This is a genomic window from Mesorhizobium sp. KR1-2, assembly GCF_040045035.1.
Taxonomy (GTDB): domain Bacteria; phylum Pseudomonadota; class Alphaproteobacteria; order Rhizobiales; family Rhizobiaceae; genus Pseudaminobacter.
In genome coordinates this window covers 305,888-330,962 of sequence record NZ_JBDZDS010000005.1, presented here as the reverse complement: position 1 = coordinate 330,962, position 25,075 = coordinate 305,888, and the positions used below count along the sequence as shown (strand labels likewise).

The 25,075-nt window shown below is 65.4% G+C and carries 22 protein-coding genes; 3 read left to right on the top strand and 19 right to left on the bottom strand.

What is annotated here, in order from left to right:
- Positions 1-369 precede the first annotated feature (369 nt).
- The gene (locus tag ABLE85_RS13295; protein ID WP_348793199.1) at positions 370-2,319 is read left to right on the top strand and encodes a M23 family metallopeptidase; all 1,950 of its coding nucleotides are present in this window, start codon (positions 370-372) and stop codon (positions 2,317-2,319) included.
- Positions 2,320-2,377: 58 nt separating this feature from the next.
- On the opposite strand, the gene ABLE85_RS13290 is transcribed toward ABLE85_RS13295, so the two are convergent.
- The 8 genes from ABLE85_RS13290 to ABLE85_RS13255 form a co-directional block, all read right to left on the bottom strand.
- Entirely contained in the window at positions 2,378-3,817 is a 1,440-nt protein-coding gene (locus ABLE85_RS13290) for an MFS transporter (protein ID WP_348793198.1), read from the bottom strand.
- Between the two features lie 164 nt (positions 3,818-3,981).
- On the bottom strand, positions 3,982-5,466 hold the full coding sequence (locus ABLE85_RS13285; protein WP_348793197.1) for a L,D-transpeptidase: 1,485 nt from the start codon (positions 5,464-5,466) through the stop codon (positions 3,982-3,984).
- A 178-nt stretch (positions 5,467-5,644) separates the two neighbouring features.
- Complete coding sequence (clpB, locus tag ABLE85_RS13280; RefSeq protein WP_348793196.1) at positions 5,645-8,260, bottom strand: ATP-dependent chaperone ClpB; 2,616 nt, start codon at positions 8,258-8,260, stop codon at positions 5,645-5,647.
- 201 nt (positions 8,261-8,461) lie between these two features.
- Entirely contained in the window at positions 8,462-9,259 is a 798-nt protein-coding gene (locus ABLE85_RS13275; RefSeq protein WP_348793195.1) for a DUF4167 domain-containing protein, read from the bottom strand.
- A 301-nt stretch (positions 9,260-9,560) separates the two neighbouring features.
- Positions 9,561-10,448, bottom strand: coding sequence for a peptide chain release factor N(5)-glutamine methyltransferase (gene prmC / locus ABLE85_RS13270; RefSeq protein ID WP_348793194.1), 888 nt, complete (start codon positions 10,446-10,448; stop codon positions 9,561-9,563).
- Positions 10,441-11,520, bottom strand: a complete 1,080-nt coding sequence (prfA, locus tag ABLE85_RS13265) for a peptide chain release factor 1 (protein ID WP_348793193.1) — start codon at positions 11,518-11,520, stop codon at positions 10,441-10,443. Before prfA ends, prmC begins: the two co-directional genes overlap by 8 nt.
- An 8-nt stretch (positions 11,521-11,528) precedes the next feature.
- A complete protein-coding gene (gene ptsP / locus ABLE85_RS13260) occupies positions 11,529-13,802 on the bottom strand; it encodes a phosphoenolpyruvate--protein phosphotransferase (RefSeq protein ID WP_348793192.1) in 2,274 nt (757 codons plus the stop codon).
- 80 nt (positions 13,803-13,882) lie between these two features.
- Entirely contained in the window at positions 13,883-15,136 is a 1,254-nt protein-coding gene (locus ABLE85_RS13255) for an aspartate kinase (RefSeq protein ID WP_348793191.1), read from the bottom strand.
- A 340-nt stretch (positions 15,137-15,476) separates the two neighbouring features.
- On the opposite strand from ABLE85_RS13255, the gene ubiG reads away from it, so the two are divergent.
- Positions 15,477-16,226, top strand: coding sequence for a bifunctional 2-polyprenyl-6-hydroxyphenol methylase/3-demethylubiquinol 3-O-methyltransferase UbiG (ubiG, locus tag ABLE85_RS13250; RefSeq protein ID WP_348793190.1), 750 nt, complete (start codon positions 15,477-15,479; stop codon positions 16,224-16,226).
- Between the two features lie 9 nt (positions 16,227-16,235).
- Here the strand turns inward: ubiG and ABLE85_RS13245 are convergent, their stop codons facing one another.
- From ABLE85_RS13245 to ABLE85_RS13225, 5 genes are all read right to left on the bottom strand, one after another.
- Positions 16,236-17,126: a DMT family transporter gene (locus ABLE85_RS13245; RefSeq protein ID WP_348793189.1), complete on the bottom strand. Its 891-nt coding sequence runs from the start codon at positions 17,124-17,126 to the stop codon at positions 16,236-16,238.
- 136 nt (positions 17,127-17,262) lie between these two features.
- Positions 17,263-17,688, bottom strand: coding sequence for a DUF1178 family protein (locus tag ABLE85_RS13240; RefSeq protein ID WP_348793188.1), 426 nt, complete (start codon positions 17,686-17,688; stop codon positions 17,263-17,265).
- A complete protein-coding gene (locus ABLE85_RS13235; RefSeq protein WP_348793187.1) occupies positions 17,685-18,554 on the bottom strand; it encodes a carbon-nitrogen hydrolase family protein in 870 nt (289 codons plus the stop codon). Before ABLE85_RS13235 ends, ABLE85_RS13240 begins: the two co-directional genes overlap by 4 nt.
- Positions 18,555-18,578: 24 nt before the next feature.
- Entirely contained in the window at positions 18,579-18,845 is a 267-nt protein-coding gene (gene grxC, locus ABLE85_RS13230; RefSeq protein ID WP_348793224.1) for a glutaredoxin 3, read from the bottom strand.
- Between the two features lie 131 nt (positions 18,846-18,976).
- On the bottom strand, positions 18,977-19,750 hold the full coding sequence (locus tag ABLE85_RS13225; RefSeq protein WP_348793223.1) for a ComF family protein: 774 nt from the start codon (positions 19,748-19,750) through the stop codon (positions 18,977-18,979).
- A 74-nt stretch (positions 19,751-19,824) separates the two neighbouring features.
- Here ABLE85_RS13225 and ABLE85_RS13220 point away from each other — a divergent pair, with 74 nt between their 5' ends.
- On the top strand, positions 19,825-20,697 hold the full coding sequence (locus tag ABLE85_RS13220; protein ID WP_348793186.1) for a methyltransferase domain-containing protein: 873 nt from the start codon (positions 19,825-19,827) through the stop codon (positions 20,695-20,697).
- Between the two features lie 10 nt (positions 20,698-20,707).
- On the opposite strand, the gene ABLE85_RS13215 is transcribed toward ABLE85_RS13220, so the two are convergent.
- The 6 genes from ABLE85_RS13215 to argJ form a co-directional block, all read right to left on the bottom strand.
- Positions 20,708-20,896, bottom strand: a complete 189-nt coding sequence (locus ABLE85_RS13215; RefSeq protein WP_348793185.1) for a Flp family type IVb pilin — start codon at positions 20,894-20,896, stop codon at positions 20,708-20,710.
- A gap of 102 nt (positions 20,897-20,998) precedes the next feature.
- On the bottom strand, positions 20,999-21,307 hold the full coding sequence (locus ABLE85_RS13210; protein WP_348793184.1) for a hypothetical protein: 309 nt from the start codon (positions 21,305-21,307) through the stop codon (positions 20,999-21,001).
- 81 nt (positions 21,308-21,388) lie between these two features.
- The gene (locus tag ABLE85_RS13205; protein ID WP_348793183.1) at positions 21,389-22,642 is read right to left on the bottom strand and encodes a multidrug efflux MFS transporter; all 1,254 of its coding nucleotides are present in this window, start codon (positions 22,640-22,642) and stop codon (positions 21,389-21,391) included.
- Positions 22,643-23,047: a (deoxy)nucleoside triphosphate pyrophosphohydrolase gene (locus ABLE85_RS13200; protein ID WP_348793182.1), complete on the bottom strand. Its 405-nt coding sequence runs from the start codon at positions 23,045-23,047 to the stop codon at positions 22,643-22,645.
- Positions 23,044-23,823, bottom strand: a complete 780-nt coding sequence (locus tag ABLE85_RS13195; RefSeq protein WP_348793181.1) for a GNAT family N-acetyltransferase — start codon at positions 23,821-23,823, stop codon at positions 23,044-23,046. The genes ABLE85_RS13200 and ABLE85_RS13195 overlap by 4 nt, the downstream gene beginning before the upstream one ends.
- 7 nt (positions 23,824-23,830) lie before the next feature.
- On the bottom strand, positions 23,831-25,072 hold the full coding sequence (argJ, locus tag ABLE85_RS13190; RefSeq protein WP_348793180.1) for a bifunctional glutamate N-acetyltransferase/amino-acid acetyltransferase ArgJ: 1,242 nt from the start codon (positions 25,070-25,072) through the stop codon (positions 23,831-23,833).
- Between the last annotated feature and the right edge of the window lie 3 nt (positions 25,073-25,075).

The window sequence follows — 25,075 nt, the reverse complement described above, 5'->3', positions numbered from 1 at the left end:
CGCGCCGCCCTCGTTGTTGAGGCGTATATAGGCCCCGCCCCCCAAAACTGTCAACGACCATTTTCGCCCTTTTTGAATTTTTTGCGACAAAAACAAACCAACCCTTGCAGACCCTGCGTAAGCGCCTCAGCGCCCTCACCCAACACCCCACCCGCCCCATTCGGGCCCTATTGCGGCCCCAATCGCGGTCGATCTCTTGCTCAACGCAGGTCAATTATCGGCCTCGCGCGCGTTCCTTGATTGGGGGACCGCTTCGACCAGGAGCGCCAACGGGGAGCTTTCGTTGACTTCGAGCGCCACGGCAGGCAATTGTCGCGGCCATAAGTTTGAACCGGGGCCGATCAGGGACGGGAAAAGCCACCGCTCTTCATGCAGGATGTGGATCAAGCCATAGCCGAACTCGGCAACGAGCCGCCGCTCATCGCGGACGGCCGCAGCGGTCCGCCCGATCGGCGCGAGGTCTCCGCTCGCTGGCTGTCGGGAACTTTCCTGACCGGCGTGACGTCGAGCGTCCTCATGGGGGTTGCCTTGTTTGCGGCTCTCGACGGCCGTGAGCAGCTGGCGACCCCGCCCGAGATCGCCGAACTGGCCACTATCCCCCAGAGCGACGATGGCGGCCAGAATGCCAAGGCCGACCGGCTGGTTCAGTCGCGCCAGATTGCCCGGGCAAAGGACCGCCGGCGCATGGAAGTGTCCATGTCCAGCCGCGTCGGCGATCGCGACGTGATCCGCACGGTCCCGTTCGTCGAGGTCAAGATGGCGCTGGCCGGCGGCTACAAGACAAACCGCAGCTATCCGCCCTTCGATCCGCTCGACGTCTTCGCCGAAGACGGCGCCGCCCAGACCGCCGCCGCACCGGCCGGCCAGGTCTACGGCGTCAAGGTGGAAAGCGAGATGAGCCTGAAGACGGTGGAGTTCCCCATGGACACCGCCGCCTTCGACGAGAAGAGCGATCTTTCCGCCGACGAGGTCGAGGAAGTGGTGCGGGTCACGGGGGCGATTCTCACCGATGGCGACGTCCAGGTCGCGGCCCTCCACTATGTCGACCCCGAACGATTCGGCGATTCGCTGGCCACCCAGGCGCTCACCGGCTCCTACGGTGTGCGGATCGTTCCCGAGAACGTCTCTGTCGCGACCAGGACTGCGAGCGATGATTCGGCCTTGGCCTATGCCGAGGAGATCATTCCGTTCTCGACCGAACAGGCAATCGCCGACGCCTTCGCCAATTCCGGATACACCGGCGAGGACGCGACAGGTATGGCCGAAGCGATCGGCAAGATGTTCAACGGTCCCTCCTTGAAGGCCGGCTCGGTGCTGCGGGTCGGGCTGGAAGTACGCGGCGAGGAAGCGCGGATCGTGCGCACCAGCGTCTACAATCGCACCCAGCACCTGCTGACCATCGCGCTCAACGACAAGAAACAATATGTCACCACGAACGAGCCGGAGCCGAATCCGGACCTGTTGACGGCGTTCGACGGTTCGCTGCCGGCGGTGTCGCGCGGCAACCTGCCCACCGTCTATGACGGCATCTACCGGGCCGCCTATTCCTATGACATGTCACGGGAGATGACCAAGCAGCTCATCAAGCTGCTGGCGTCGGACGTCGACTTCCAGTCCCGTCTCAACCCGTCTGACCGCCTTGAAGTGCTCTTCTCCGAGCCCGGCAGCGACGACCCTCAAGATTCGCAGCTCCTCTACGTCTCCGCAACCTTCAGCGGCACGACCCGCAATTTCTACCGCTTCCAGATGCACGACGGCGGCGTTGACTATTTCGACAGCGAGGGTCGTAGCGCCAAGCAGTTCCTGCTGCGCAACCCGCTGCCCAACGGCACCTTCCGCTCGGGCTTCGGCGCCCGCCGCCATCCGATTCTCGGCTACACGCGCATGCATACGGGAACCGACTGGGCAGCGCCGGTCGGGTCGCCCATCATTGCCACCGGCAATGGCGTGGTCGAAAAAGCCAGTTGGGCCGGCGGCTATGGCAAGCAGACCATCATTCGCCACCCCAACGGCTACGAAACCTCCTACAACCATCAGAACGGCTTCGCGGCGGGCATCGTGCCGGGCGCGAAGGTCCGCCAGGGCCAAGTCATCGGCTATCTCGGCTCCACCGGCCTCTCCACCGGACCCCACCTCCACTACGAATTGCTGGTCAACGGCACCAAGGTCGACCCGATGCGCGTGCGCCTGCCTGTCGGCCGCGTGCTGCAAGGCGACGATCTCGTCTCTTTCAAGCGCGAGCGCGAGCGAATCGACGATCTGCTGAAGGACGGCAATGGCGGCGCACTCAAGATGGCCAGCGCCAAGGCCAGCGGATAACGGGCAGCAACCGCCATCAGGCCCGCTTCAGGATTTTCCGGATATTACTCGCCGCGAATCAGCTCTTGCGGTCGGCCCATGAAGGCTGCGTGATCCACGCCACCACCACGGATGCCGCGCTGAGCGCCGCGGACGCCCAGGCGATTGCCTGGAAAGCCCGGTTCGTCGCCTCTACCCGCAAGGCCTCGATCACGGGGGCCAGAACCGATTGCGGCGCGGCGCCAAACTCCACGCCCGCTACCGGCGCGCCAAGCACGCCGGAAAAGACCAGCCCGGCAACGGCGCCGAGCGCGGCAACGGCCATCAGGCCCGCGGCGCGGGCCACCGCATTGTTCACGCCGGAGGCCAGCCCGGTATCATCGTCCGAAACCGCCAGCATGACGGCCGCCGAAAGCGGCGACACGACGATCGCCATGCCCAGCCCGTTGAGCAGAAGCACCGGAAAGGTCACCTCCCACAGGCGCATCAGCGGCATGGTCAGCGCCAGGAGCGCATAGGACACGGCCATGATTCCCGCTCCGACCGTCAACGGCAGGCGCGGGCCCCAGCGATCGGACAGCCGCCCCGAAAACCCCGAGAGCAGCGCGATGAACAGGGACAGCGGGATGAACAGAAGGCTCGCCTGCCATTCCTTCGCGCCCCAGGCGGTGATCACCGTCATAGGCAGGAAGAACAGCACCGCGTTGAACGCGAAGAACAGGAACAGCGTGTAGAGATTGGCGCCGGAGAAGATGCGCGAGCGGAAAAGCTGGAGCTTCACCATGGGCGTGCGCGTCTGGCTTTCCCAAAGGACGAAGCCGGCGAAGAGCAGCGCTCCGATCAGCAGCCATGTGCCCGGCCCGATGAGCTGTCCCTCGGACGGAAGGCCGAAGCTGGTCATCCCCCAGGCCAAGATGCCCAGGCTGACGGTTGCGAGGATGGCGCCCGGCATGTCGAGCCGGCGTTTCGCCGAGGGCCGGTCGGCCGGCACCCTCATCAGCAGCATCGCCAGGGCCACGATGCCGATCGGCACGTTGATGGCGAAGATCAGGCGCCACATCCATGGTTCGCCGAGCGAAAGCACGAGACCGCCGATGAACGGCCCCATCGCCGTGGTCAGCGAGGAATAGGCGGCCCATTTGCCGATCGCGGCGCCGCGAATGTCGGCCGGATAGGATTTGGCAATGATGGCGAGGCTGCCCGGAACCATGAAGGCCGCGCCGATGCCTTGCGCGGCGCGCATCACGACCAGCATCTCGGCGTCGATCGAGAGGGCGCAAAGCAGCGACGTGACCATGAAGACGGCGATGCCGCCGGCAAAGATGTTACGCACGCCGAACACGTCGCCGGCCACCCCGCCGAGCAGCACGAGCGCGGACAGGAAGAGCATGTAGCCGTTGCTGATCCACTGCGCATCGACCAGCGTCGCGCCGAGATCGGTGCGGATGATCGGCATGGCCAGCGAAACGACCGAGCTGTCGATGAAACCCATGCTCGAGGCAAGGATCGCCGACATCATCACGAATCGCCGCCCTTGCGGCGGGCAGAAGGTGCACCCGGCCGTCGGCACGCTATCGATGGTCGAATCGGATGTTTCCGGTGCAGACATCGCCGGAATCTATGTCGGCAGCGTTTTCCCGGCTAGCCCCGGTCTTCTTCGGCCGGACGCCGCGTTTCCGTGGCCTATTCGATGAACTCGACGGGAACGCCGGGGCTCACCAGTTTTGCCAGCTGCTCGGCATCCCAGTTGGTCAGGCGTACGCAGCCATGGCTTTCGGTCTTGCCGATCTTGGACGGATCGGGGGTGCCGTGGATACCGTAGGTCGGCTTGTCGAGCGCGATCCAGACCGTGCCCACCGGCCCGTTCGGACCGGGCGGAATGGTGAGGATCTTGTCGTTGTTGCCCTGCTTGAAATTGAGCTTGGGATTGTAGGTGTAGTTCGGGTTCAGCGCCACGCGCGACACGGCATGTGTACCGGTCGGCGACGGCGTGTCGGCCGAGCCGATGGTGGCCGGATAGGCGACGACCAGCTTGCCGGCCTCGTCATAGGCGCGGACCTGCTTGCGCCCCTTGTCGGCGATGATGCTTGCAACCTTGCTCGCAGCCTTCCGGTTGATATTTGCCACCCGGAGGATGGTGCCGGGGCGATTGAAATTCGCCTCTGGATTGAGCGACTTCAGGTAGCCCTCGTCCATGTGGAAGCGCGCGGCCAGCATTTGGAGCACCGAGGTGTAGCTCATGTGGTCGAGCTGCGCCTTCTCGCTGTAGTCGGCAGGCACCGACGCCACGAACGGGCCGGCGGCATCCTCGGGCGTGATCGTATAGGTGACGAACGGGTCGCCGCCCGTCGCGGCCAGAGCCGCTTTGATCTCGGCCGTGTCGGTCGACTTCAGATTCGTGCCGGTAATGTCGCGATAGGCGGCGAGCGCCTTGTCGACATTGCTGCCGAACTTGCCGTCGATGACGCCCGGCGAGGCGCCTGCCCGGTCCATCAGGATCTGGATCGAGGCAACGTCCTCGCGCGCCGTGAAGGAGGTCGGCGGCGCGACCGCCGTGCCGTCATCGACCTCCGGAACTTCGATGACCGTCGTCGGTTCCTGGCCCTCAGGCGCACGCGCGACAGGCACCTCCAGCGGCGCCCGCGTTATCGGGTCGCGCCGCACCACCTGCGGCTCGCTGTCGTAGCCGTCATCCGGATAGGGCTGCGCGCCCGGAAAGGCCTGCTGCGGCGCAGGCGGAAAATCGTTCGGCCCGCGGGTGTAGTCCCCGTAATCGTCGATCGGCGGCTCGGGATAGCGCTCCTGCTGCCACCGGCGCTCACGGGAATAGCGCGGCGCCTCCTCCGCATCGCCGTCATAGTAGCGCTCGCCACGGCGCGCATCGCGCAGGCGCGCGCCGCGCCATCCGTCCTGCCCGCCGATCACGCTGCGCGGCGGCTGGATGGCGATGATCTTGCCGGTGTAGGAATCCACGATGACACGGTTGCCGTTGCCGTCGAAATAGACCTCGATGTTGTCGGCCTGGGCAAGGCGCACGCCATCACCGGCCGTGCCGCTGATTCGCGGAGCGCTGCTCTGGCTGCTTATGTCCGAGACTGTGGCCGCTTGCGCGCCATATGCCCAAAATCCGGCTGCGATAGCCGCAAGAAGACTGATTTTTCCGACCATATTCGTCAAAAATTCCCCGGTCCGACACTGCCTCCGGCGGCAGCTTCCACCGCTTCAGTCGAGAAATATCGACTCGCCAATGCATTGTCAGGCTAGTGAGTTCCATATGAACCGGGCATGAAAATGGCCGCCCGTGGGCGGCCATTTTGTGATGGGGTTCGTGCTGCTGCTCGGACGCTCAGGCGGCCTTTTCGGCCTCGGCCGGCACAGCCGGCCTGGCGCGGAAGTTCAGCCTGTCGGAACCGGCGGTGATCTTCACCGTCGAACCGTCCAGGATCTCGCCGAGCAGGATCTTCTCGGCCAACGGGTCCTGCAGTTCCTTCTGCATCACCCGCTTCAGCGGCCGCGCGCCATAGGCCGGGTCGTAGCCCTTGTTGGCGAGCCATTCGATCGCCTCGCGGTCGAGGTCGAGCGTGATCTTGCGGTCGGCCAGCAGCTTCTCCAGCCGCTTGAGCTGGATCTCGACGATCTTGTCCATGTCCTGGCGGCGCAGGCGGTGGAACAGGATCACCTCGTCGACGCGGTTGAGGAACTCCGGCCGGAACGACGCCTTGACTACGGCCATGACCTCGTCGCGGACCTTGTCGACATCCTCGTGCTCGCCGAGGCCGACCAGATATTCGGCACCCAGGTTGGAGGTCATGATGATCAGCGTATTGCGGAAGTCAACCGTACGGCCCTGTCCATCGGTCAGGCGGCCATCGTCCAGAACCTGCAGCAGCACGTTGAAGACATCCGGATGCGCCTTCTCGATCTCGTCGAACAGGATCACCTGATAGGGCCGGCGCCGCACCGCTTCGGTCAGCGCGCCGCCCTCTTCATAGCCGACATAGCCGGGAGGCGCGCCGATCAGCCGGGCAACGGAGTGCTTCTCCATATATTCCGACATGTCGATGCGAACCATCGCGGTTTCGTCGTCGAACAGGAAGGAGGCAAGCGCCTTGGTCAGCTCGGTCTTGCCGACGCCCGTGGGGCCGAGGAACATGAACGAGCCGATCGGCCGGTTCGGATCCTGCAAGCCGGCGCGCGCGCGGCGCACCGCTTTCGACACCGCCTGCACCGCCTCCCCCTGGCCGACCACGCGCTTGCCGATCTCGTCTTCCATGCGCAGCAGCTTCTCGCGCTCGCCTTCCAGCATCTTGTCGACCGGAATGCCGGTCCAGCGAGAGACGATATGCGCGATGTTGTCCGGCGTCACCGTCTCCTGGACCATGCCGCCCTTGCCGTCCTTGTCCTGCGCCTCGGCCTCCTTCAGCTTGCGTTCAAGCTCGGGGATCTTGCCATAGGCCAGCTCGCCGGCGCGTTGGAACTCGCCCTTGCGCTGGGCGATCGCCAACTCGTTGCGCGCGTCGTCGATCTGCTTCTTGAGGTCGGCGGCCAGACCCAGCTTCTGCTTTTCGGCCTGCCACTTGGCCGTCAGCGCGTCGGATTCTTCCTCAAGCGAGGTCAGTTCCGTCTCGAGCCGGGCCAGGCGATCCTTCGAAGCCTCGTCCTTCTCGACCCGCAGCGCCTCGCGCTCGATCTTCAGCTGCATGATGCGGCGGTCGATCTCGTCCAGCGCCTCGGGCTTCGAATCGACCTGCATGCGCAGCCGCGAAGCGGCCTCGTCCACCAGGTCGATCGCCTTGTCGGGCAGGAAGCGGTCGGAGATGTAGCGGTTGGACAGCGTCGCCGCCGAAACCAGCGCCGAATCCGAGATGCGCACCTTGTGGTGCTGCTCGTACTTCTCCTTCAGGCCGCGCAGGATGGAGATCGTGTCCTCCACGGTCGGCTCGTCGACGAACACCGGCTGGAAGCGGCGGGCAAGGGCCGCGTCCTTCTCGATATATTTGCGGTATTCATCGAGCGTGGTGGCGCCCACGCAGTGCAGTTCGCCGCGCGCCAGAGCGGGCTTGAGCAGGTTCGACGCGTCCATCGCGCCGTCGGCCTTGCCGGCACCGACCAGCGTGTGCATCTCGTCGATGAACAGGATAATGCCGCCGGCAGCCGACGTGACTTCCGAAAGCACCGCCTTCAGGCGCTCCTCGAACTCGCCGCGATATTTCGCGCCGGCAATCAGCGCGCCCATGTCGAGCGCCATCAGCTGCTTGTCCTTCAGCGATTCGGGCACGTCGCCATTGACGATGCGCAGCGCCAGCCCTTCGGCGATCGCCGTCTTGCCGACGCCGGGCTCGCCGATCAGCACCGGATTGTTCTTGGTGCGCCGCGACAGCACCTGGATGGTGCGGCGGATTTCGTCGTCGCGGCCGATGACCGGGTCGAGCTTGCCCGCACGGGCGTCGGCGGTCAGGTCGCGCGCGTACTTCTTCAGCGCGTCATAGCCCTGTTCCGCGCTCGCCGAATCGGCGGTGCGTCCCTTGCGGATTTCATTGATCGCCTGGTTCAGCGCCTGCGGCGTCACCCCGGCCTTGGCGAGAATCTCGGAGGTCTTGGCCGACTTCTCCATGGCCAGCGCCTGCAGCAGACGCTCGACAGTGACAAAACTGTCCCCGGCCTTCTGGGCCAGTTCCTCGGCAGTGGAAAAAACCTTTGCCAGCGGCTGGGCCATGTAGAGCTGGCCGTTGCCGCCCTCGACCTTCGGCAGCGCATCGAGTGCTGCCTCGACACCGAGCTTGACGTCGCGGGCGCGGCCGCCGGCGCGCTCGATCAGCGACGCGGCAAGGCCCTCATCGTCATCGACGAGCACCTTAAGGATATGCTCGGGGGTGAACTGCTGGTTATTTCTGGACAGAGCAAGCGTCTGTGCCGACTGGATGAAGCCCCGAACGCGCTCGGAGTATTTTTCCAAGTTCATAATCGTCTCCTTGCATCACCGGCCCGCTTTGCGGCACCGGATCAGTTTGCGGTGACGGACCCGCCCTGTCGAGCCGGATCCAGTTTCCAGCCAGATATGGGTATGCGGGGGATTTCCTCAAGACGGCGCGAGGCGCTCGACAAACAAAAAACGACGGAGACTCGAGTCTCCGCCGCCTTGTATTTCGCAGTCGTCTGCCGGTCAGCCGTTTGCTGCCGCCAGGACGGTTTCCTCGGCCTGGCCTTCGGGAGCGGCCTCATCGGACGATCCGCCAGCGGCTTCACCGGCAGGCTGGCGCTCGCCACGGCGCGGACGACGGCCGCGACGCGGAGAGGCAGCCCTCTCCTCGGCTTCGGGCTGTTCGGACGCGGCATCAGCTGCCGGCGCCTGTTCGGCGGCCTGCTCTTGCGGCTGATGCGGCTGTGCCTGCGCCGGAGCCGGAGCCGGAGCCGGACGGCGGCCACGGCCGCGACCGCGGTTCTCGGCATTGCCGACGCTCGCCTCTGCGCTCAACGCCACCTCGACCGGCATGCCCTCGATGACGGGCTGGGGACCAGTGCCTTGGGCAGAAGCCTGCGCCTGAGGTTCCGGCTCGGCGTTGCCGGTCTGGACGTTGGCCGGCTGGGCATTGCCCTGATTGTCGAACTCGTCGCGCTCGGCGTCTCCGTCGTCATCGAGCTCGTCGCGGTGGCTCTGCATGTGCTGCGCCGGCATCTGAGCCTGCGCGGCTGCAATGATGCGATTGTAGTGCTCGGCATGCTGCAGATAGTTTTCCGCCATGACGCGGTCGCCGGCGCTCTGCGCGTCGCGGGCCAAGGTTGCGTATTTCTCGGCGATCTGCTGCGCGGAGCCGCGAATCTTCACGTCCGGGCCGTTGCTCTCATAGTTACGCGTGAGAGGGTTTGGCCCCTTGCGACCATTGTTGTTGTTGTTGTTGTTGCCGCCGCCGCCGCCATTGTTCCGGCCGCGCATACGCCTGTTCTGCTGTTGTGGCCTCATCAGACTCTCTTCATTTCGATAAAAACTCGCGAACGGGGCGCGTCAACGGCCAGCCGTTTCGTGTAGCTCCGACGATGTTCGCCCGCATGATTTGCGTTGGCGTCACGTACCAATCCCGTTCCGGTCTCATGTCACTTGCCGGGTGATCCCCGCACGAAGCAAACGCGTCGTCTACGCAAGGGGGCAGTCTGTTTCCAAGGGGACCGAATAGATAACAGCACTGCCTGCTTCGTCTCATCCGGTATCTCGAACGTAGCGGCATTCCCGAGACTTGCCAAGTATTTTTTCGGGGTCGTCCAACTTATTGCAACGCCTTGATTCGATTTCCGAAAAGCAGCACACGATCATTGCCGGCCAAGTCCTGTCCGGCAGCAATAAGGCCAAATCCGACCTTGTCGAAAATGTCCGTTACGCTCGCTTTTTGATCGAATCCGATTTCCAGGGCGACTGTTCCGCCGTCTTCCAGATACGCCGCCGCGCCGGCCGCAATGATGCGATAGGCCTCGAGACCATCGGCTCCGCCGTCAAGGGCACGACGCGGATCGAATCCGCGTACCTCCGGCTGAAGGGCTTCGATATCTTGGCTTCTTATATAGGGAGGGTTGGAGACGATTAAATGGAACCTCCCCGAAATTTTCGCGAACCAGCTGGATTCGAGTGCGACGAATCGCCCCCCCAGGCCGAGTTGCTCGGCGTTCCGGCGCGCTGTCGCCAGCGCGTCCTGCGAAACATCCACCCCCACCGCCGCGGCTTGCGGAACCTGACTCAGCAACGCCAAGGCGATCGCGCCGGTGCCGGTGCCGAGATCCAGGATGCGGCAGCCCCCTTCCCGCACGGCGGCCTCGCGCGCGAAGGGCAGCGCCATGTCGACCAGGGTTTCGGTGTCCGGCCGCGGCTCCAGCGTCTCGGGCGACAGGGAGAGTTTCAGCCCATAGAACTCGCGGAAGCCGAGGATGCGGTGCACCGGCTCGCCCGCCTCGCGCCGCCGAAGCGCGGCTTCGATCGCATTCGACGCCGCTTCACCGAGCAGCCGATCGGGAGACGCGATCGCATCGGTGCGGGTGGTGCCGGAAAAATGCTCGACGATTAGCCTGGCGTCCAGCGCCGGGTCCTCGATGCCGGCCTCGGCCAGCCGCGCCCGCGCCGCGCGCAGCGTCCGGCCCAGTGTGCGTTCGGCCGCGTCAGGCATCCAGCCCCATGTCGGCCAAAAGTTTGGACTGATGATCCGAGATCAGCGCGTCGATGATCTCGTCCATCTCGCCCATCATCACCCGGTCGAGCTTGTAGAGGGTCAGGTTGATGCGGTGGTCGGTCACGCGGCCCTGCGGAAAATTGTAGGTGCGGATACGCTCCGAGCGGTCGCCCGAGCCCACCTGCGCCTTGCGCGATTCGGAGCGTTCGGCATCAGCCTTGGAACGCTCCATGTCGAACAGGCGCGCGCGCAGGATCTGCATGGCGCGGGCCCGGTTCTGGTGCTGCGACTTCTCGGCCTGGACGACCATGATGCCGGTCGGGATATGCGTGATGCGCACCGCCGAATCGGTAGTGTTGACGTGCTGGCCGCCCGAGCCCGAGGCACGCATCGTGTCGATGCGGATGTCCTCCGCCCGGATCTCGATGTCGACCTCCTCGGCCTCCGGCAGCACGGCCACCGTCGCCGCCGAGGTGTGGATGCGGCCGCTGCCTTCCGTTTCCGGCACGCGCTGCACGCGATGCACGCCCGATTCGTATTTCAGCTTGGCGAACACGCCCCTGCCCGAGACGGTGGCGATGATTTCCTTGAAGCCGCCGACCTCGCCTTCACTGGCCGAGGCCACTTCCATGCGCCAGCCCTGCTCGGCCGCGTAGCGCTCGTACATGCGGAACAGGTCGCCGGCGAACAGGGCCGCCTCGTCGCCGCCGGTTCCGGCGCGGATTTCGAGGATGGCGTTCTTCTCGTCCGCTGCATCCTTGGGCAGCATCAGGATCTGGATGTCCTTCTGCAGCGCCTCGATCCGTTCCTCGACCTCCGGCAACTCGCCCTCGGCAAGCGCCCGCATCTCGGCGTCCGTGCCCTTGTCGGCCAGCATCGCCTCGAGGTCGGAGACTTCCTGCTCGGCCCCGCGCAATTCCCTGATTTTGGCCACCATGTCCTGGATGTCTGAATATTCCGAGGCCATCTTCACATAGGTTTCGGGGTCGGGGCCGGCCGCCATCTGCGCTTCGAGCATGTCGAAACGCTTGACTACCTGGTCCATTCGGTCGCGGGGCAGATTGATCATTACAGTCGTCAGAGTGGGATGGAGCGGTCGTCAGCGAAGGTTTGCAACAGCGCGCGCATCGGCAGGTCCACTTTCGGGCCGCCGAGATTGTCGTCAAGGAACGACTTCAGCTCGCTCACCGGCAATTCCGCCAGCATCGCCTTCACCGGGCCGATGGCGGCCGGCGACATAGAGATGGAGCGGTAGCCGAGCCCGATCAAGGCCATGGCCGAGATCGGCTTGCCGGCAAGCTCGCCGCACAGCGTCACCGGCGTGTGGTTGCGGCGGCCGGCGTCGGCGATGTGCTTGAGCACCCGCAGGAACGGCACCGACAGCGGGTCGAACCGGTCGGCAAGCTGGGTGTTGCCGCGGTCGGTCGCCATGACGAACTGGAACAGGTCGTTCGATCCGACGGAAACGAAATCCACCTCCTCCATCAGTTCGTCGAGCTGCCACAGCAGCGACGGCACTTCGAGCATCGCACCCAGCTTGAGGCTGGTCGGCAGGAGATGGGCGAAGCGCGACAGATGCCGCACCTCGCGGTCGATGATCTCGCGCGCCTGCGCGATCTCGCCCAGTTCGGTCACCATCGGCAGCATCAGCTTCAGCTCGCGGCCGCCTGCCGCCTTGAGCAGCGCCCGCACCTGCGAGCGCAGCAGCCCCGGACGATCCAGCGTCAGGCGAATCGCCCGCCAGCCGAGCGCCGGGTTTTCCTCATGCGCCGTGCCCTTGAAGTACGGCAGCACCTTGTCGCCGCCGATATCGATGGTGCGGAAGGTGACGGGCTTGCCCTGCGCGGCATCCAGCACGTCGCGATAAAGCACTTCCTGCGCCTCGGCGCGCGGGAAGGTCGAGGCCACCATGAACTGCAGCTCGGTGCGGAAAAGCCCGATGCCGCCCGCGCCCGCCTCGGCAAGCTGCGGCAGGTCGACCGCCAGACCGGCATTGATGAGAAGATCGATGTGGACACCGTCCTTGCTCTTGGACGGCTGGGTGCGCAATTCGCGATAGAGTTCCTGCCGACGCGCCCGGAAGCGAACCTTTTCCGCATAGGCCGCCTCCACATCGGCCTGCGGACGCAGGTGGATGGTACCGTCCTCGCCGTCGACGATCATGGCGTCGCCGTTCTCGGAGAGCGAAACGGCACCCTTGGCCTGGCCGACCACGGGAATGCCCATGGCGCGCGCGACAATCGCGACATGGCTGGTCGCCGCGCCGTCCTCCAGCACCAGGCCGCGCAGCTTGTCGCGCGGATAGTCGAGTAGCTCGGCTGCCCCCATCGAGCGGGCGACGATGATCGCATCCTTCGGCAGGCTTGCGGCCACGTCTTCGGGCGCGCGGCCCATCAGCTGGCGCAGCAGCCGGTTGGCCAGGTCGTCGAAGTCGTTCATCCGCTCGCGCAGGTAGGGGTCGGTCATGTGCAGCATGCGCGCCCGCATGTCGCTCTGCACCTTCTCCACTGCGGCTTCCGCCGTCAGGCCGTTGCGGATCGCCTCTTCCAGGCGGCGCACCCAGCCACGGTCATTGGCGAACATCCGGTAGGCTTCGAGCACGTCGCGATGCTCGCCCTCGAAGGCCACTTCGCGACGCGACAGCATGTCGTCGATCGACAGCCTGAGCGAGCCGAGGGAAGATTCGAGGCGGCGCAGCTCCTGCTCGCTGTTCTCGTTGAACAGGTTGGTGACGACGATGCGCGGCTCGTGCAGCACGACATGGCCGAGGCCGACGCCCTCGTTGAACGACATGCCCTTGAAGCTCGCCGGCCGGCGCAGGTCCAGCTCCAGGCCGCCATGGCGCGTCAGCCGCGCCAGGTCGCCGGTGGCGATCATCTCGGCGATGACCATGGCGGTGGTTTCCAGCGCCTCGACTTCGTCCTCGCGGTAGTGGCGCTTGGTGCGGTTCTGGACCACCAGCACGCCCAGCGTGCGCCCTGCGCGCAGAACCGGCACGCCGAGGAAGGAGTTGTAGATCTCTTCGCCCGTCTCCGGCAGGTAGGCGAAGGCCGGGTGCTCCTGCGCGTTGGAAAGGTTGAGCGGTCGCGCGCTCGCTGCGATCGTGCCGACCAGGCCCTGGCCGAGCCGCAGTTGCGCGAGGTGGACGGAGCCCGGGTTCAGACCTTCGGTGGCGTAGAGTTCGAGCACCGAATCGGCGCGCAGCACATAGAGCGAGCAGACCTCGGCCACCATGTTCTGGGCGATGTCGTGCACGATGCGGTCGAGTCGCTCCTGCGGCTCGAGCGGCTCTGCCATGAGCTCGCGCAGCCGTTTCAAGAGAACGCGGGGACCGCCAGCCGTGTCACGCATCAGGCGCCGTCTCCAAATGTCATTGGCCGGCGTGCATTCTGCCACACGCCGGTTAATGCGAGGACGAAAATTTCGTCTGTCTACTGCTTATCGAGGCCGTAGACGGAATGCAAAGTGCGAACGGCCAGTTCGGTGTAGGGGCCGTCGATCAGGATCGAAATCTTGATCTCGGAGGTGGTGATCGCACGGATATTGATGCCCTTCTCGGCGAGCGCCTTGAAGGCGGTGGCCGCGACGCCCGCGTGGCTGCGCATGCCGATGCCGATGACCGACACCTTGGACATGCCCTCGTCGTGCTGGACCGCATCGTAGCCGATGGTCGGGCGGATCTTTTCCAGCACCGCCAGCGCCTTGTCGACGTCGCCCGACGGCACGGTGAAGGTCATGTCGGTCGACTTGCCGTCCTCGGAGATGTTCTGAACGATCATGTCGACATTGATGTTGGACTCGGCCAGCGGGCCGAAGATGCCGGCTGCCACGCCCGGCCTGTCGGAGACGCGGCGCAGCGACACCTGGGCCTCGTCCTTGGCGTATGCGATTCCGGTTACGACCTGCTGTTCCACGATTTCATCCTCGTCGCAAATGAGCGTTCCGGGCGGATTGTCGAAATCCCCCATTCCGGGCGCGTCCGGATCCACAAAGGAAGACCGCACGAAGGTCCGCACCCGGTGCACCATGGCAAGCTCCACCGAGCGCACCTGCAGGACCTTGGCGCCGAGGGATGCCATTTCGAGCATCTCCTCGAAGGTGATCTTGCTCATGCGGCGCGCCTTCGGCTCGATGCGCGGATCGGTGGTGTAGACCCCGTCGACATCCGTGTAGATGTCGCAGCGATCCGCCTTCACGGCGGCGGCGATGGCCACCGCGCTGGTGTCGGAGCCGCCGCGTCCGAGCGTCGCGATGCGGTTGTCGGGGCCGAGCCCCTGGAAGCCGGCGATGACCGCCACCTGCCCCTGTTGGAAGCGCTCGATCAGGAACGAGCCGTCGATGTCGAGGATGCGGGCAGCTCCATGGGCGTTGTCGGTGCGAATCGGAATCTGCCAGCCCTGCCAGGAGCGGGCATTGACGCCGATGTTCTGCAAAGTGATCGCCAACAGGCCGGCGGTCACCTGCTCGCCCGAGGCGACGACGGCGTCATATTCGCGCGCATCGTGCATGGCTGAAGCCTCACGAGTCCAGCCGACCAGCTCGTTGGTCTTGCCTGCCATGGCGGAAACGACGACGGCCACCTCATGGCCCGCATCGACCTCGCGTTTGACATGGCGAGCCACATTGCGAATGCGGCTGATGTCGGCGACGGAAGTTCCGCCGAATTTCATCACGATACGCGCCATGGAAGCCGGTCGCCCTTTACACTGTCCCCAGGGCTGTCACGGCCACCGGAAAGTCCAAACGAAAGCGCTGCGGAATCCGGGCGCCAAGTCGCGGCCTCCATAGCCAAAAGCTTGTCATTTCGCAAGACGCGCAATGCCGCGTCCGACATGCGGCAAAGGATGGCAGGCGCTGGCCGCTGCCACCCCCCATCCTCGTCATCCTCGGGCCGGAGCACGAGCGACAGAGAAGTAGGTGCAGAACCCTCCCCTCAACGGGACGGGGGCCTCACCCCGTGATAAAATTGTTGCCTTGACATTCGCCGCCTCACCGCCGACTTCCTTGCGACGAAGGAGACGAGCCATGCCCGAAGCCACGCGATCGACGATCGATACCGCAGAGGTGGAACGCTTTTCGGCCCTCGCCGCCGAATGGTGGAATCCGAACGGGAAATTCCGTCCGCTGCACAAATTCAATCCTGTTCGCCTCGCCTATGTGCGCGACCAGGTGGCCGCGCGCTTCGGCCGTGATTCGCACCAGGCACGCCCGTTCGAAGGATTGCGCATCCTGGATATCGGCTGCGGCGGCGGCCTGTTGTGTGAGCCGATGGCCCGGCTTGGGGCCGAGGTCGTCGGCGCCGACGCCTCCGCGACCAATATCGAGGTGGCCAAGCTGCACGCCGCCGAATCCGGCGTGACCATCGACTATCGCGCCACCACGGCCGAAGCGCTGGCGGACGCCGGCGAAAAGTTCGACATCGTGCTCAACATGGAAGTCATCGAGCACGTGTCCGACCCGCAACTCTACATCACCAAATGCGCCGAACTGGTGAAGCCGGACGGCATCATGTTCGTGGCCACCATCAACCGCACGCTGAAGGCGCTAGGGCTGGCGATCCTCGGCGCGGAATACGTCCTGCGCTGGCTGCCACGCGGCACGCACCAATACGCCAAGCTTGTACGACCCGAGGAACTGGAGCAGTACCTGGCCAATGCCGGCATGATCATCACCGACCGCACCGGCGTCGTCTACAACCCGCTTGCCGACCGCTGGCAGCGCTCCAAGGACATGGACGTCAACTACATGGTGCTGACGGAGAAGCGGCGCGGTTGACGCGCAAGTTCAGGCTGTCCGCAACTGCGCCTTGGTGGTCATGGCCAGCCCGATGGAAATCAGCACGGCGCCCAGCCAGGTCTCGACCCGGTAGCTCTCGCCCAAGAACAACATGCCGGAGATCAGGCCGATGGCAGCGGCGACATAGCCGATCTGGCTGAGATAGACCGGCCCGCCCACCGCCTGCAGGCGAAAGAACACGGCAAACATCGCCGACGAGACGATCACCTGCGCCACGACCAGCCATGGCACGCCTGCAAGCGGGGCGAAGGGAACGCCCCCGGTAACTGATGCGGCTGCCACCAGCAGCATCACCGCCGCCGCCAGGTGACTTCCGGCGGCGAGCTGGATCGGCCCGCTGCCTTCGGGCCAGTCGACCGTGCGGTAGACATTGCCGACCGCGAGGCTGACAGGGATGAGCAGGCCGGCGGCAACCCAGATGGGGTCGGCGGGCTGGCTCGCTTCCCCGCGCGTCGTGGCAACCACCAGCGCACCGACAAAGCCCACACCGATGCCGGCAAGGCCCAGCATGCTCGGCCGGCGCAATTTCAGCATCAGCGAAAAGGCGAGCGTGAACAGTGGCGACATGGTGAACATGATGCCGGTGAAGCCGACGCCAAGGTGCGGGATCGAGGCGAACAGCAGCAGGTTCGGGATCGCATAGGACACGGCTGCCACGACGACGTAATAGCGAAGCCTGCGCCGGTCGAGACCGAGGCTTCCGCCGTTCATCAACAGCGCCGAAAGCAGCACCGCGCCCGCGCCGAAGGAGATGACAAAGGACCAGATTGCCGGCGGAACCCCGGCCGTTGCCGCCAGTTTGCCGAATGGCAAGGTGAGACCGAGCAACAGGCCGTTGACGAGCAGGAGGCCGATGGCCGAGTTCCACAAAGCTTTCATCGCGCGTCCTTGCCGAGTTCAACCTGACCTGAGCGGAAAAACGGCAAAGATGAATGCGCCAGCAGGGCGGAAATATGAGGGGCAACGAAAACGGCCTGCCTGGAACCTGGTGTCTGGCAGGCCAGCCGGCATCGGCTCAGTTCCGATCCTCTGGAAACACCGGGATCGGCATGAATTCCACGCCCTCCTCGACCAGGCTCTTCGCCTCCTCGGGCGTCGCCTCGCCATAGATGCCGCGCGCCTCCGTCTCGCCGAAATGGATCTTGCGCGCCTCTTCAGCAAACTTATCGCCGACATAGTCGGCGTTCTCGCGGATCTTTTCCGACAGCGCCTTGAGCTGCGCCAGCGCCTCGCGCTGCTGCGCGTTCATGGCCAGCGCCATCTTTTCCTGCTTGCGGCTGGTGGAAACGGCCGGCGCCATCAGCGCCTTTTCCACCTTGTGCGAGCCGCAGACCGGGCAGCCGACGAGCTTGCGCTTCTTCTGCGCCTCGAAGTCGTCATTGCTGCGGAACCACCCCTCGAACTCGTGGGCGCTCTCGCAGGTAAGCGAAAAACTGATCAAGAGGCTGCCCCCCGCAGCGGCTCTCCCTCGCTCGCCGTCACCGAACTGACGGAGAACTCGCGTGCATTCTTCAGGTTGGGGATTTTTCCACGCGCGGCGGTCGACAGCGAAGTGTCGATCTCGGCCACGATCACGCCCGGCTCGTCGTGGTCGGCCTCGGCAAGGACCTTGCCCCAAGGATCGACGATGATGGAATGGCCATAGGTTTCGCGGCCATCCTCATGCTTGCCGCCCTGCGCGGCGGAAATCATGAAGGCGCCGTTCTCGATGGCGCGGGCGCGCTGTAGCACGTGCCAGTGCGCCTCGCCGGTCTGTCGCGTGAAGGCGGCCGGGGCCGAGAGCACGTTCGCACCGGCCAGAGCCTCGGCGCGGAACAACTGCGGGAAACGCACGTCGTAGCAGATCCCAAAGCCCAGCTTTGCAAACGGCAGCTCGGCGACCACCGCCTGCGTGCCCGGCTCATAGGCCGAGGATTCGCGCCAGCTCTCGCCATTGTCGAGATCGACGTCGAACATATGGATCTTGTCGTAGGTAGCGATGGTCTTGCCCTCGGGCGACAGCAGCAGGGCGCGATTGGCCAGCTTGCCGTCCTCGCGCACGATCGCCGTGGAGCCCACGTGGATGTAGATGCCGAGCTCGCGCGCCAGCCGCGCGGCGGTTGCAGCGATGAGGTCCTTGTCCTCAGTGGTGAAGGCCGTCTGCCGGGCTTCAGCGTCGCGCACCATGGCCCCGGTCATTTCCGGTGACTGCACATAGGTCGCGCCCTTGGCTGCCGCTTCCCGCACCAGCGCTTCGAAGGTCTCGGCGTTCTTCTTCGGGTCGGTGCCCGTCCGCATCTGGATGGCGGCTGCCTTGAATTTGCTCATGATCGTCTCCTCGGGGGTCAGCGCCTATGCCAGCGTTCCGGTAGCGAGCAGCTCGTCGAGCCGCCCCTGCGAATCCAGGTTATGCAGATCGTCGCAGCCGCCGACATGAAAGCTACCGACAAAAATCTGCGGGAAGGTAAATCGTCCCGAGCGCTCGATCATCTCCTGCCGCAGGTCCGGCTCGGAGGTAGCGTCGCGCTCTTCATAGGCGACGCCTTTCTTGTCGAGCAGCCGCTTGGCGGCGCTGCAATAGCTGCACAAGGCACGGGTATAGATCGTTACATCGACCATCATCAGCGTTCCCGGCGCAATCCGTCCTGTTCGAGGCGTCCCTCCGACGAAACGAAAATGCGCAATCAAATCAAACTCCCGGCACCCAAGCTATCCTGAAGGCAGCCTTCGGTGCGCCGGCTATCATCCGCTTATATAGTCGTTGCCTCGTCGGGCCGGAAGTCCCCCGGCAGGACGCGTGCAAAGGTCAGCACGTCGACCGCGCTGGCCCCGCCTTTCTTCAGCGCCCTTGCGACAACCGAAACGGTGGCGCCGGTGGTGTAGACGTCGTCCACCACCAGCACCCGCCGGCCACGCACTTCGATTTCGCGCCCGGACGGCACGCGGAAGGCGGCACGCACATTGGCCTCGCGCTCGTTGCGCCGCAGCCCTACCTGCTGGCGCGTGACCTTGACGCGAGTAAGTGCCATCGGCGCGAAAGGCAGACCGGAAAGCTCGGCCACCACGCGGCCGAGCTCCGCCGACTGGTTGAAACGCCGCTGCAGGAAGCGGCGCCAGTGCAGCGGCACAGGCACCACGACATCGGCGTCGGCCACCAGTTCAGCGCCGGCGCGCAACATCCAGCGCGCCATCCATGGCGCCAGATGCGTGCGGTCCGAATATTTCAGGCCTTGCGCCATCTGCCGTGCTACGCCCGTGTAGGAAACAGCCGCGCGCGCTCGTTCGAAGGGCGGCGGATTGGCGATGGCCTCGGCAGAGAGGAAACCAGCCCCCATATCATGGGTGAAGGGCGTGCCCATCACCTCGCACCAGGGCTTTTCGAGGAAGCGCAGTTGCGGCCAGCATTGCGCACAGAGCGAGCCCGGCTGCGAGACATGCCGCCGGCAGCCGGCACAGACCGGCGGAAACAGCACGCGCGCCGGCCAATCCAGCGCGGCAAGGGCAAGGCTCTTGAATTGCGGCATCGGATCGGCCACGAGGTTCAGGCTGCTTGCCGACCATAGGCCGGGCGCAGCCACAACATCAAGGATTTCGGCACTTGCAGCCCCTGTTCGACACCAAGCTCCTCATCGCCCGCAAGCGCCGCGCCCTGGCGCGGCCGGTTGCAGGCGCCGATTTTCTTCTGACGCGCGTTGCGGAGGAGCTTTCCGACCGGCTGGCGACGGTGGAGCGCCGCTTCGAGAACGCTGTCGCCGCATTCTGCGTTACCCCTGCCGCGCGCGATGCCGTGCTCGCCAGCGGCAAGGCCGAGAAGGTCCAGCGCATCGAGGCCGACGAGGCTTTCCTCAACGGCGAGCCTGGACTTGTGTCCGTGCCTGAAATCCTGCCGCTGGAGCCAGAAAGCGTCGACCTCGTCGTATCGCTCCTGGCGCTTCAGGAGGTGAACGACATTCCCGGCATGCTGATCCAGACGCGCCGGGCGCTGAAGCCGGACGGCCTGTTCCTGGCCGTCATGGCCGGGGCCGATACGCTGACGGAACTGCGCGAGAGCCTGCTGGCGGCCGAGACCGAGCTTTTCGGCGGGGTCAGCCCCCGGGTCAGCCCCTTCACAGACGTGCGCGACGCCGGCGCGCTCCTGCAACGTTCAGGATTTGCATTGCCCGTCGCCGACATCGACACGGTGACGGTCCGCTACGACCACATGTTCGCGTTGATCCGGGATCTGCGCGCCATGGGCGCAACCAACGCTTTGATCGCCCGTTCGCGCCGGCCGGCGACGCGAGCCCTTTTTGCGCGCGCGGCCGAAATCTACGCGGAACGCTTTTCCGACCCGGACGGGCGCGTGCGCGCCACTTTCTCTTTTGTCTGGCTATCGGGATGGGCGCCGCATGCTTCGCAGCAGAAGCCGCTGAAGCCGGGCTCGGCGCAGGTTTCGCTGGCGAAGATCCTGAACGAACGGAAAGAAGGCTGAAGCCGCCGCGCTACTTGGGCGCGCCGGAGAAGGCTTGGACGAGCCGGCTGTTCGAATTGCTGAACAGGAATTCCAGAGCATCGGCGGCCTTGCCGACGCCCGCCACAATGGTGAGCGACAGAACCGCGGCAATGAGCCCATACTCGACGGCGGTTGCCCCGCGTTCGTCATGCAGGAACAGCTGGATCAATGATGGCATCGGTCTCTCATCCCTTTGCCACCAGCATAGCGACCACCTGTTAACAAAGGTTAACGGAACAGCCTTAACCAAGAATGAAATGCGCCGGAAGCCGAAGCGAGGCTAGCAATCCCCCCGCCGCGCGCCGTCGTTGCGGATAACGCAGACGGCACTCGGCGACGACTGCAGCACGCTACGCCGGATGGTGTAGCCGCCGCGGTCGATCGACCCGGTGATGGTCATGTCGAGATCGGCGCGCATGACCTGCGGGCGAGCCCGGGTGCGGGCATCGAGGATGGGCACCGCCAGCAGCGCGAAGGCAACGGCGGCGGAGCCGAACAGCAAGGTGATGCGCAAGGCTCCGATGCCGGCGCTCTCGATGCGGAAACCGCGTCCGCCGCGAACCAGTTCCCACTGCTCCTCAGGCTTCATCCGACCTTCCTTTCGCGACCAACGCCGACCTGGATGGCCGGCAATTTCCGCTTAACTTTTCACGATCGGTTAAAGGATTTATTAACGGCCGGAGAGGTGGTCCCGCGAGACCGGCCGCGCCAGCCAATTGCAGGCTGCGCCGACAGCCATCAGCACCGCCGTACCGAGAAACACGGCTCGCATGCCGACATGCCCGCCGATGAAACCGCCGGCGAGCGGGCCGATCACCTGGCCGGCATATTGAGCCGAAGTGGAAATACCGAGCACGTTGCCGGCGAAGCGGTCGGGGACGTTGTGGCGGATGACACTGGCGATGCAGGGCAGCAGTCCGCCCAGCGCCAATCCCATGAGGAAGCGCAAGCCGACCAGTTGCCAGCCAGCAGTGACGAAGGCCTGCGGCACCAGCAGCACTGCGGAAACGGACAGGCAACCGACGATGACTGTCCAATGGCCGATGCGGTCGGCGAGCTTGCCCAGCCGCGAGGCCGACAGGATCGCGCCAAGTGCGGCCGCCGACATTGCGAGACCGGAGACCATGGTCACGCGACTGGCGTCGGGCACCAGCTGGGCAACATAGACGGTGATGATCGGCTCGATCGACATGGTGGCCACCATCAGCAGCAGGCCGGTGGCGAACATGGCCAGGATCGGCCGCTTGTCGGGAATCGCCGCCCAGCCGCCCTCCCCCTTTCTCGGCTTTTCGCGCCGCGGGCGCGCCTCCTCGCGGATAAGAAAGGTAGTCGCCAGGAAAGCGATGAAGATCACGCCGCCGGCCAGCAGAAAGGTCTGGCGGATGCCAAAGAGCTGCGGCAGTGCGCCGCCAATCAGCGGTCCGACCAGATTACCGGCCATGACGCCCGACGACAGCATGCCGAGCGCCCAGCCGGAACGCTGCTTGGGCGTCTGCGTGGCGACAAGGATGACCGAGCCGGAGGCATAGCCGCCGGCGATGCCGGCGAAGAGGCGCAGACCCACCAGCTGCCACACATTCTGTGCCATGCCGATCAGCGACATGGACACGGCCATGCCGAGGCTGGCCCGGATCAGCATCGATTTCCGACCGTAGCGGTCGCCGAGCTGGCCCCAGAGCGGCGCGGTGAGCGCGGCGGAAAAGAAGGTCGCGCCATAGGCGACGCCCGACCATTGCACGATGGCCGCATGGTCGGTGACGCCGAGCTGCTCGACATAGAGCGGCAGGAACGGCAGCAGCAGCGTCATGGCGATGATGGTGGTGAAGGAGCCGAGCAGGCAGACGACCAGGTTCTGCCGCCAATGGACAGAGTGGCCCTCCTCGGCAACCTTAGCCTGAAACGCGTTGCCGGACAGCCGCGCCACCTAGAGCAGGTCGATCAGGAAGGGGATCAGCGGCTCGTCGGCCGGCGGCATCAAGTAGTCGCGCATCTGGCGCGGGCGCACCCATTTCAGCACCTGCCCTTCCTTGGGATGGGGCGTGCCCTCAAACCGTCGGCACACGTAGAGCGGCATCAGCAGGTGGAAATCGTCGTAGGTGTGGCTGGCGAAGGTCAGCGGCGCCAGGCAGGCCGCCTTGGTCTCGATGCCGATCTCCTCGTGCATCTCGCGGATCAGCGTTTCCTCGGGCGTCTCGCCGGGCTCGACCTTGCCGCCGGGAAATTCCCAAAGGCCGGCGAGCGCCTTGCCCTCGGGGCGCTGCGCCAGAAGCACGCGGCCGTCAGCGTCGACCAGCGCGCAGGCCGCGACCAGGAGAATGCGCTTGCTCATGCATCGGCTCCCGGCGGTCTGCGATAGTGATAGCGGTAGACCTCGGTGAAACCGAGCGACTCGTAGAGGTGGCGAGCGGCCTCGTTGGACGCCTCGACCTGCAGCCAGGCTTCGCGGGCGCCCCGCAGCCGCGCCCACTTCAGTGCCGAGCGGATGATGCGTCGGCCATGGCCCTTGCCGCGCTCGGCAGCCTCGGTGGCGACCTCGAACAGGCCGGCAAGGTCGCCGTCGTGGACGCATATGGCGGTTGCCAGCGGCTGGCTGGCGTCTTCCTGCACGAACAGCCCCGCCTCGGGCTTGATCGCGCCGATGATCTCGGACAGGCCGGGCCGCAGTTCGGCCGGCAGGTCATGGACCTTCAGCGCAGCCCCGATGAAGCGGCCGATGTCCTTCAGCGGAATCTGGTCCATGGCGTCTTCGACGCCGGCTTGCTCAAGCGGCAGCCGCATAACCAGCGACTCGTCAAAGACACCCCAACCCTCGGCATCGAGATAGGTTGCCAGCACCGGGCCGGACAGGGGCGAGAGCCGGAAGGTCAGCGGGCGGCCATAGGCGTCGAAGCGGCGGGCCGCGCGGGCAATGCGCTCCTCCAGATTGCCGACATCGCCCGGATCGAGCGGATTGACCGAGTTGAGCCGTTTGGCCGGATGGCCGGCTGTGAGCCGCACCACCCAGGTGCCGTCATAATGGACGGCGGCCGCCGGCCAGGCGCGGAAGGCCGCCGCCTCGAAGCGACGGACGCGCGCCAGTTCCGGAATCGGCGTTGTCTCGGTCACGCCGCCATCAGCTCCGGTAGTCGCCGTTGATGGCGACGTATTCCTTGGTGAGGTCGCAGGTCCACACCGTGGCCTTGCCGCGGCCGATGCCTATGTCGGCGCGGATGCGGATCTCGTCGCGCTTCATATAGGTCGAGGTCTGCTCCTCCGAGTAGTTCGGGTCGCGCTCGCCTTCGACCGCGAGGCGATTGTCGCCGAACCAGATCGAGAGCCGGTCGCGGTCGGCCGGCTCGCCGGACTTGCCGACGGCCATGACGACACGGCCCCAATTGGCGTCCTCGCCGGCCACCGCCGTCTTGACCAGCGGCGAATTGGCGATCGACAGCGCGATGCGCTTGGCCGAGCGCGCCGACTTGGCGCCTGTGACGGTGACTTCCACCTGCTTGCGCGCGCCCTCGCCATCGCGCACGACCTGCAGAGCAAGATTCTTCAGGATCTTGTTCAGCGCTCGCTTGAAAGGCGCCAGCCGCGCATCCTTGACATCGGAGACCTTAGCCGCGCCGCGCTTGGCCGCAGCGCCCGTGGCGAACAGAAGCAGCGTGTCGCTGGTCGAGGTGTCGCTGTCGACGGTGACCGAGTTGAAGGTCGGGGCAACACCCTTCGACAAGAGTGCCTGCAGCACCGGCGCCTCGATCGGCGCATCGGTGGCGACAAACGACAGCATCGTGGCCATGTCGGGCGCGATCATGCCTGCACCCTTGGCGATGCCGTTGATGGTCACGTCGACATCTCCGAGCTTCACCGTGGCGGTGGCGACCTTCGGATAGGTGTCGGTGGTCATGATCGCCTTGGCGGCTTCCGTCCACAATTCCGCCTTAGCGTCCTTGACCATGCCGGCCAGAAGGTGGCTGAAGCGGTTGGCGTCGAGCGGCTCGCCGATGACGCCGGTGGAGGCCTGGAACACCTCGGCCGGCGTGCAGCCGGCGGCTTCCGACGCTGCCTTGCCGGTCATGCTCGTGGTCTCGCGGCCCTTCTTGCCGGTGAAGGCATTGGCGTTGCCGGAATTGACCACCAGGATGCGCGCCTTGCCGCCGGCGAGATTTTCGCGGCAGAAGTCGACCGGCGCCGACGGGCACTTGGAACGGGTGAACACGCCAGCGACGGCAGTTCCCTCATCGAACACCATTGTCAGCAGATCGGTGCGGTTCTTGTACTTGATGCCGGCCTCGGCCGTGGCGATGCGCACGCCATCGACGGGCGGCATCTTGGGGTATTTCTTGGGTGCGAGGGGGGAAATCGTCTCGGACATGGG

Bases quoted from the DNA above. Each gene is read 5' to 3' on its own strand.
- ABLE85_RS13290 (WP_348793198.1), bottom strand. From the start codon at position 3,817: ATGATGTCGGCGATCCTTGCCTCGAGCATGGGTTTCATCGACAGCTCG.
- ABLE85_RS13235 (WP_348793187.1), bottom strand. From the start codon at position 18,554: ATGAGCAAATTCAAGGCAGCCGCCATCCAGATGCGGACGGGCACCGAC.
- clpB (WP_348793196.1), bottom strand. From the start codon at position 8,260: ATGAACTTGGAAAAATACTCCGAGCGCGTTCGGGGCTTCATCCAGTCG.
- prfA (WP_348793193.1), bottom strand. From the start codon at position 11,520: ATGATCAATCTGCCCCGCGACCGAATGGACCAGGTAGTCAAGCGTTTC.
- ubiG (WP_348793190.1), top strand. From the start codon at position 15,477: ATGCCCGAAGCCACGCGATCGACGATCGATACCGCAGAGGTGGAACGC.
- prmC (WP_348793194.1), bottom strand. From the start codon at position 10,448: ATGCCTGACGCGGCCGAACGCACACTGGGCCGGACGCTGCGCGCGGCG.
- ABLE85_RS13275 (WP_348793195.1), bottom strand. From the start codon at position 9,259: ATGAGGCCACAACAGCAGAACAGGCGTATGCGCGGCCGGAACAATGGC.
- ABLE85_RS13200 (WP_348793182.1), bottom strand. From the start codon at position 23,047: ATGAGCAAGCGCATTCTCCTGGTCGCGGCCTGCGCGCTGGTCGACGCT.
- grxC (WP_348793224.1), bottom strand. From the start codon at position 18,845: ATGGTCGATGTAACGATCTATACCCGTGCCTTGTGCAGCTATTGCAGC.
- ABLE85_RS13285 (WP_348793197.1), bottom strand. From the start codon at position 5,466: ATGGTCGGAAAAATCAGTCTTCTTGCGGCTATCGCAGCCGGATTTTGG.
- ABLE85_RS13225 (WP_348793223.1), bottom strand. From the start codon at position 19,750: ATGCCGCAATTCAAGAGCCTTGCCCTTGCCGCGCTGGATTGGCCGGCG.
- argJ (WP_348793180.1), bottom strand. From the start codon at position 25,072: ATGTCCGAGACGATTTCCCCCCTCGCACCCAAGAAATACCCCAAGATG.
- ptsP (WP_348793192.1), bottom strand. From the start codon at position 13,802: ATGCGTGACACGGCTGGCGGTCCCCGCGTTCTCTTGAAACGGCTGCGC.
- ABLE85_RS13245 (WP_348793189.1), bottom strand. From the start codon at position 17,126: ATGAAAGCTTTGTGGAACTCGGCCATCGGCCTCCTGCTCGTCAACGGC.
- ABLE85_RS13255 (WP_348793191.1), bottom strand. From the start codon at position 15,136: ATGGCGCGTATCGTGATGAAATTCGGCGGAACTTCCGTCGCCGACATC.
- ABLE85_RS13210 (WP_348793184.1), bottom strand. From the start codon at position 21,307: ATGAAGCCTGAGGAGCAGTGGGAACTGGTTCGCGGCGGACGCGGTTTC.
- ABLE85_RS13215 (WP_348793185.1), bottom strand. From the start codon at position 20,896: ATGCCATCATTGATCCAGCTGTTCCTGCATGACGAACGCGGGGCAACC.
- ABLE85_RS13295 (WP_348793199.1), top strand. From the start codon at position 370: ATGCAGGATGTGGATCAAGCCATAGCCGAACTCGGCAACGAGCCGCCG.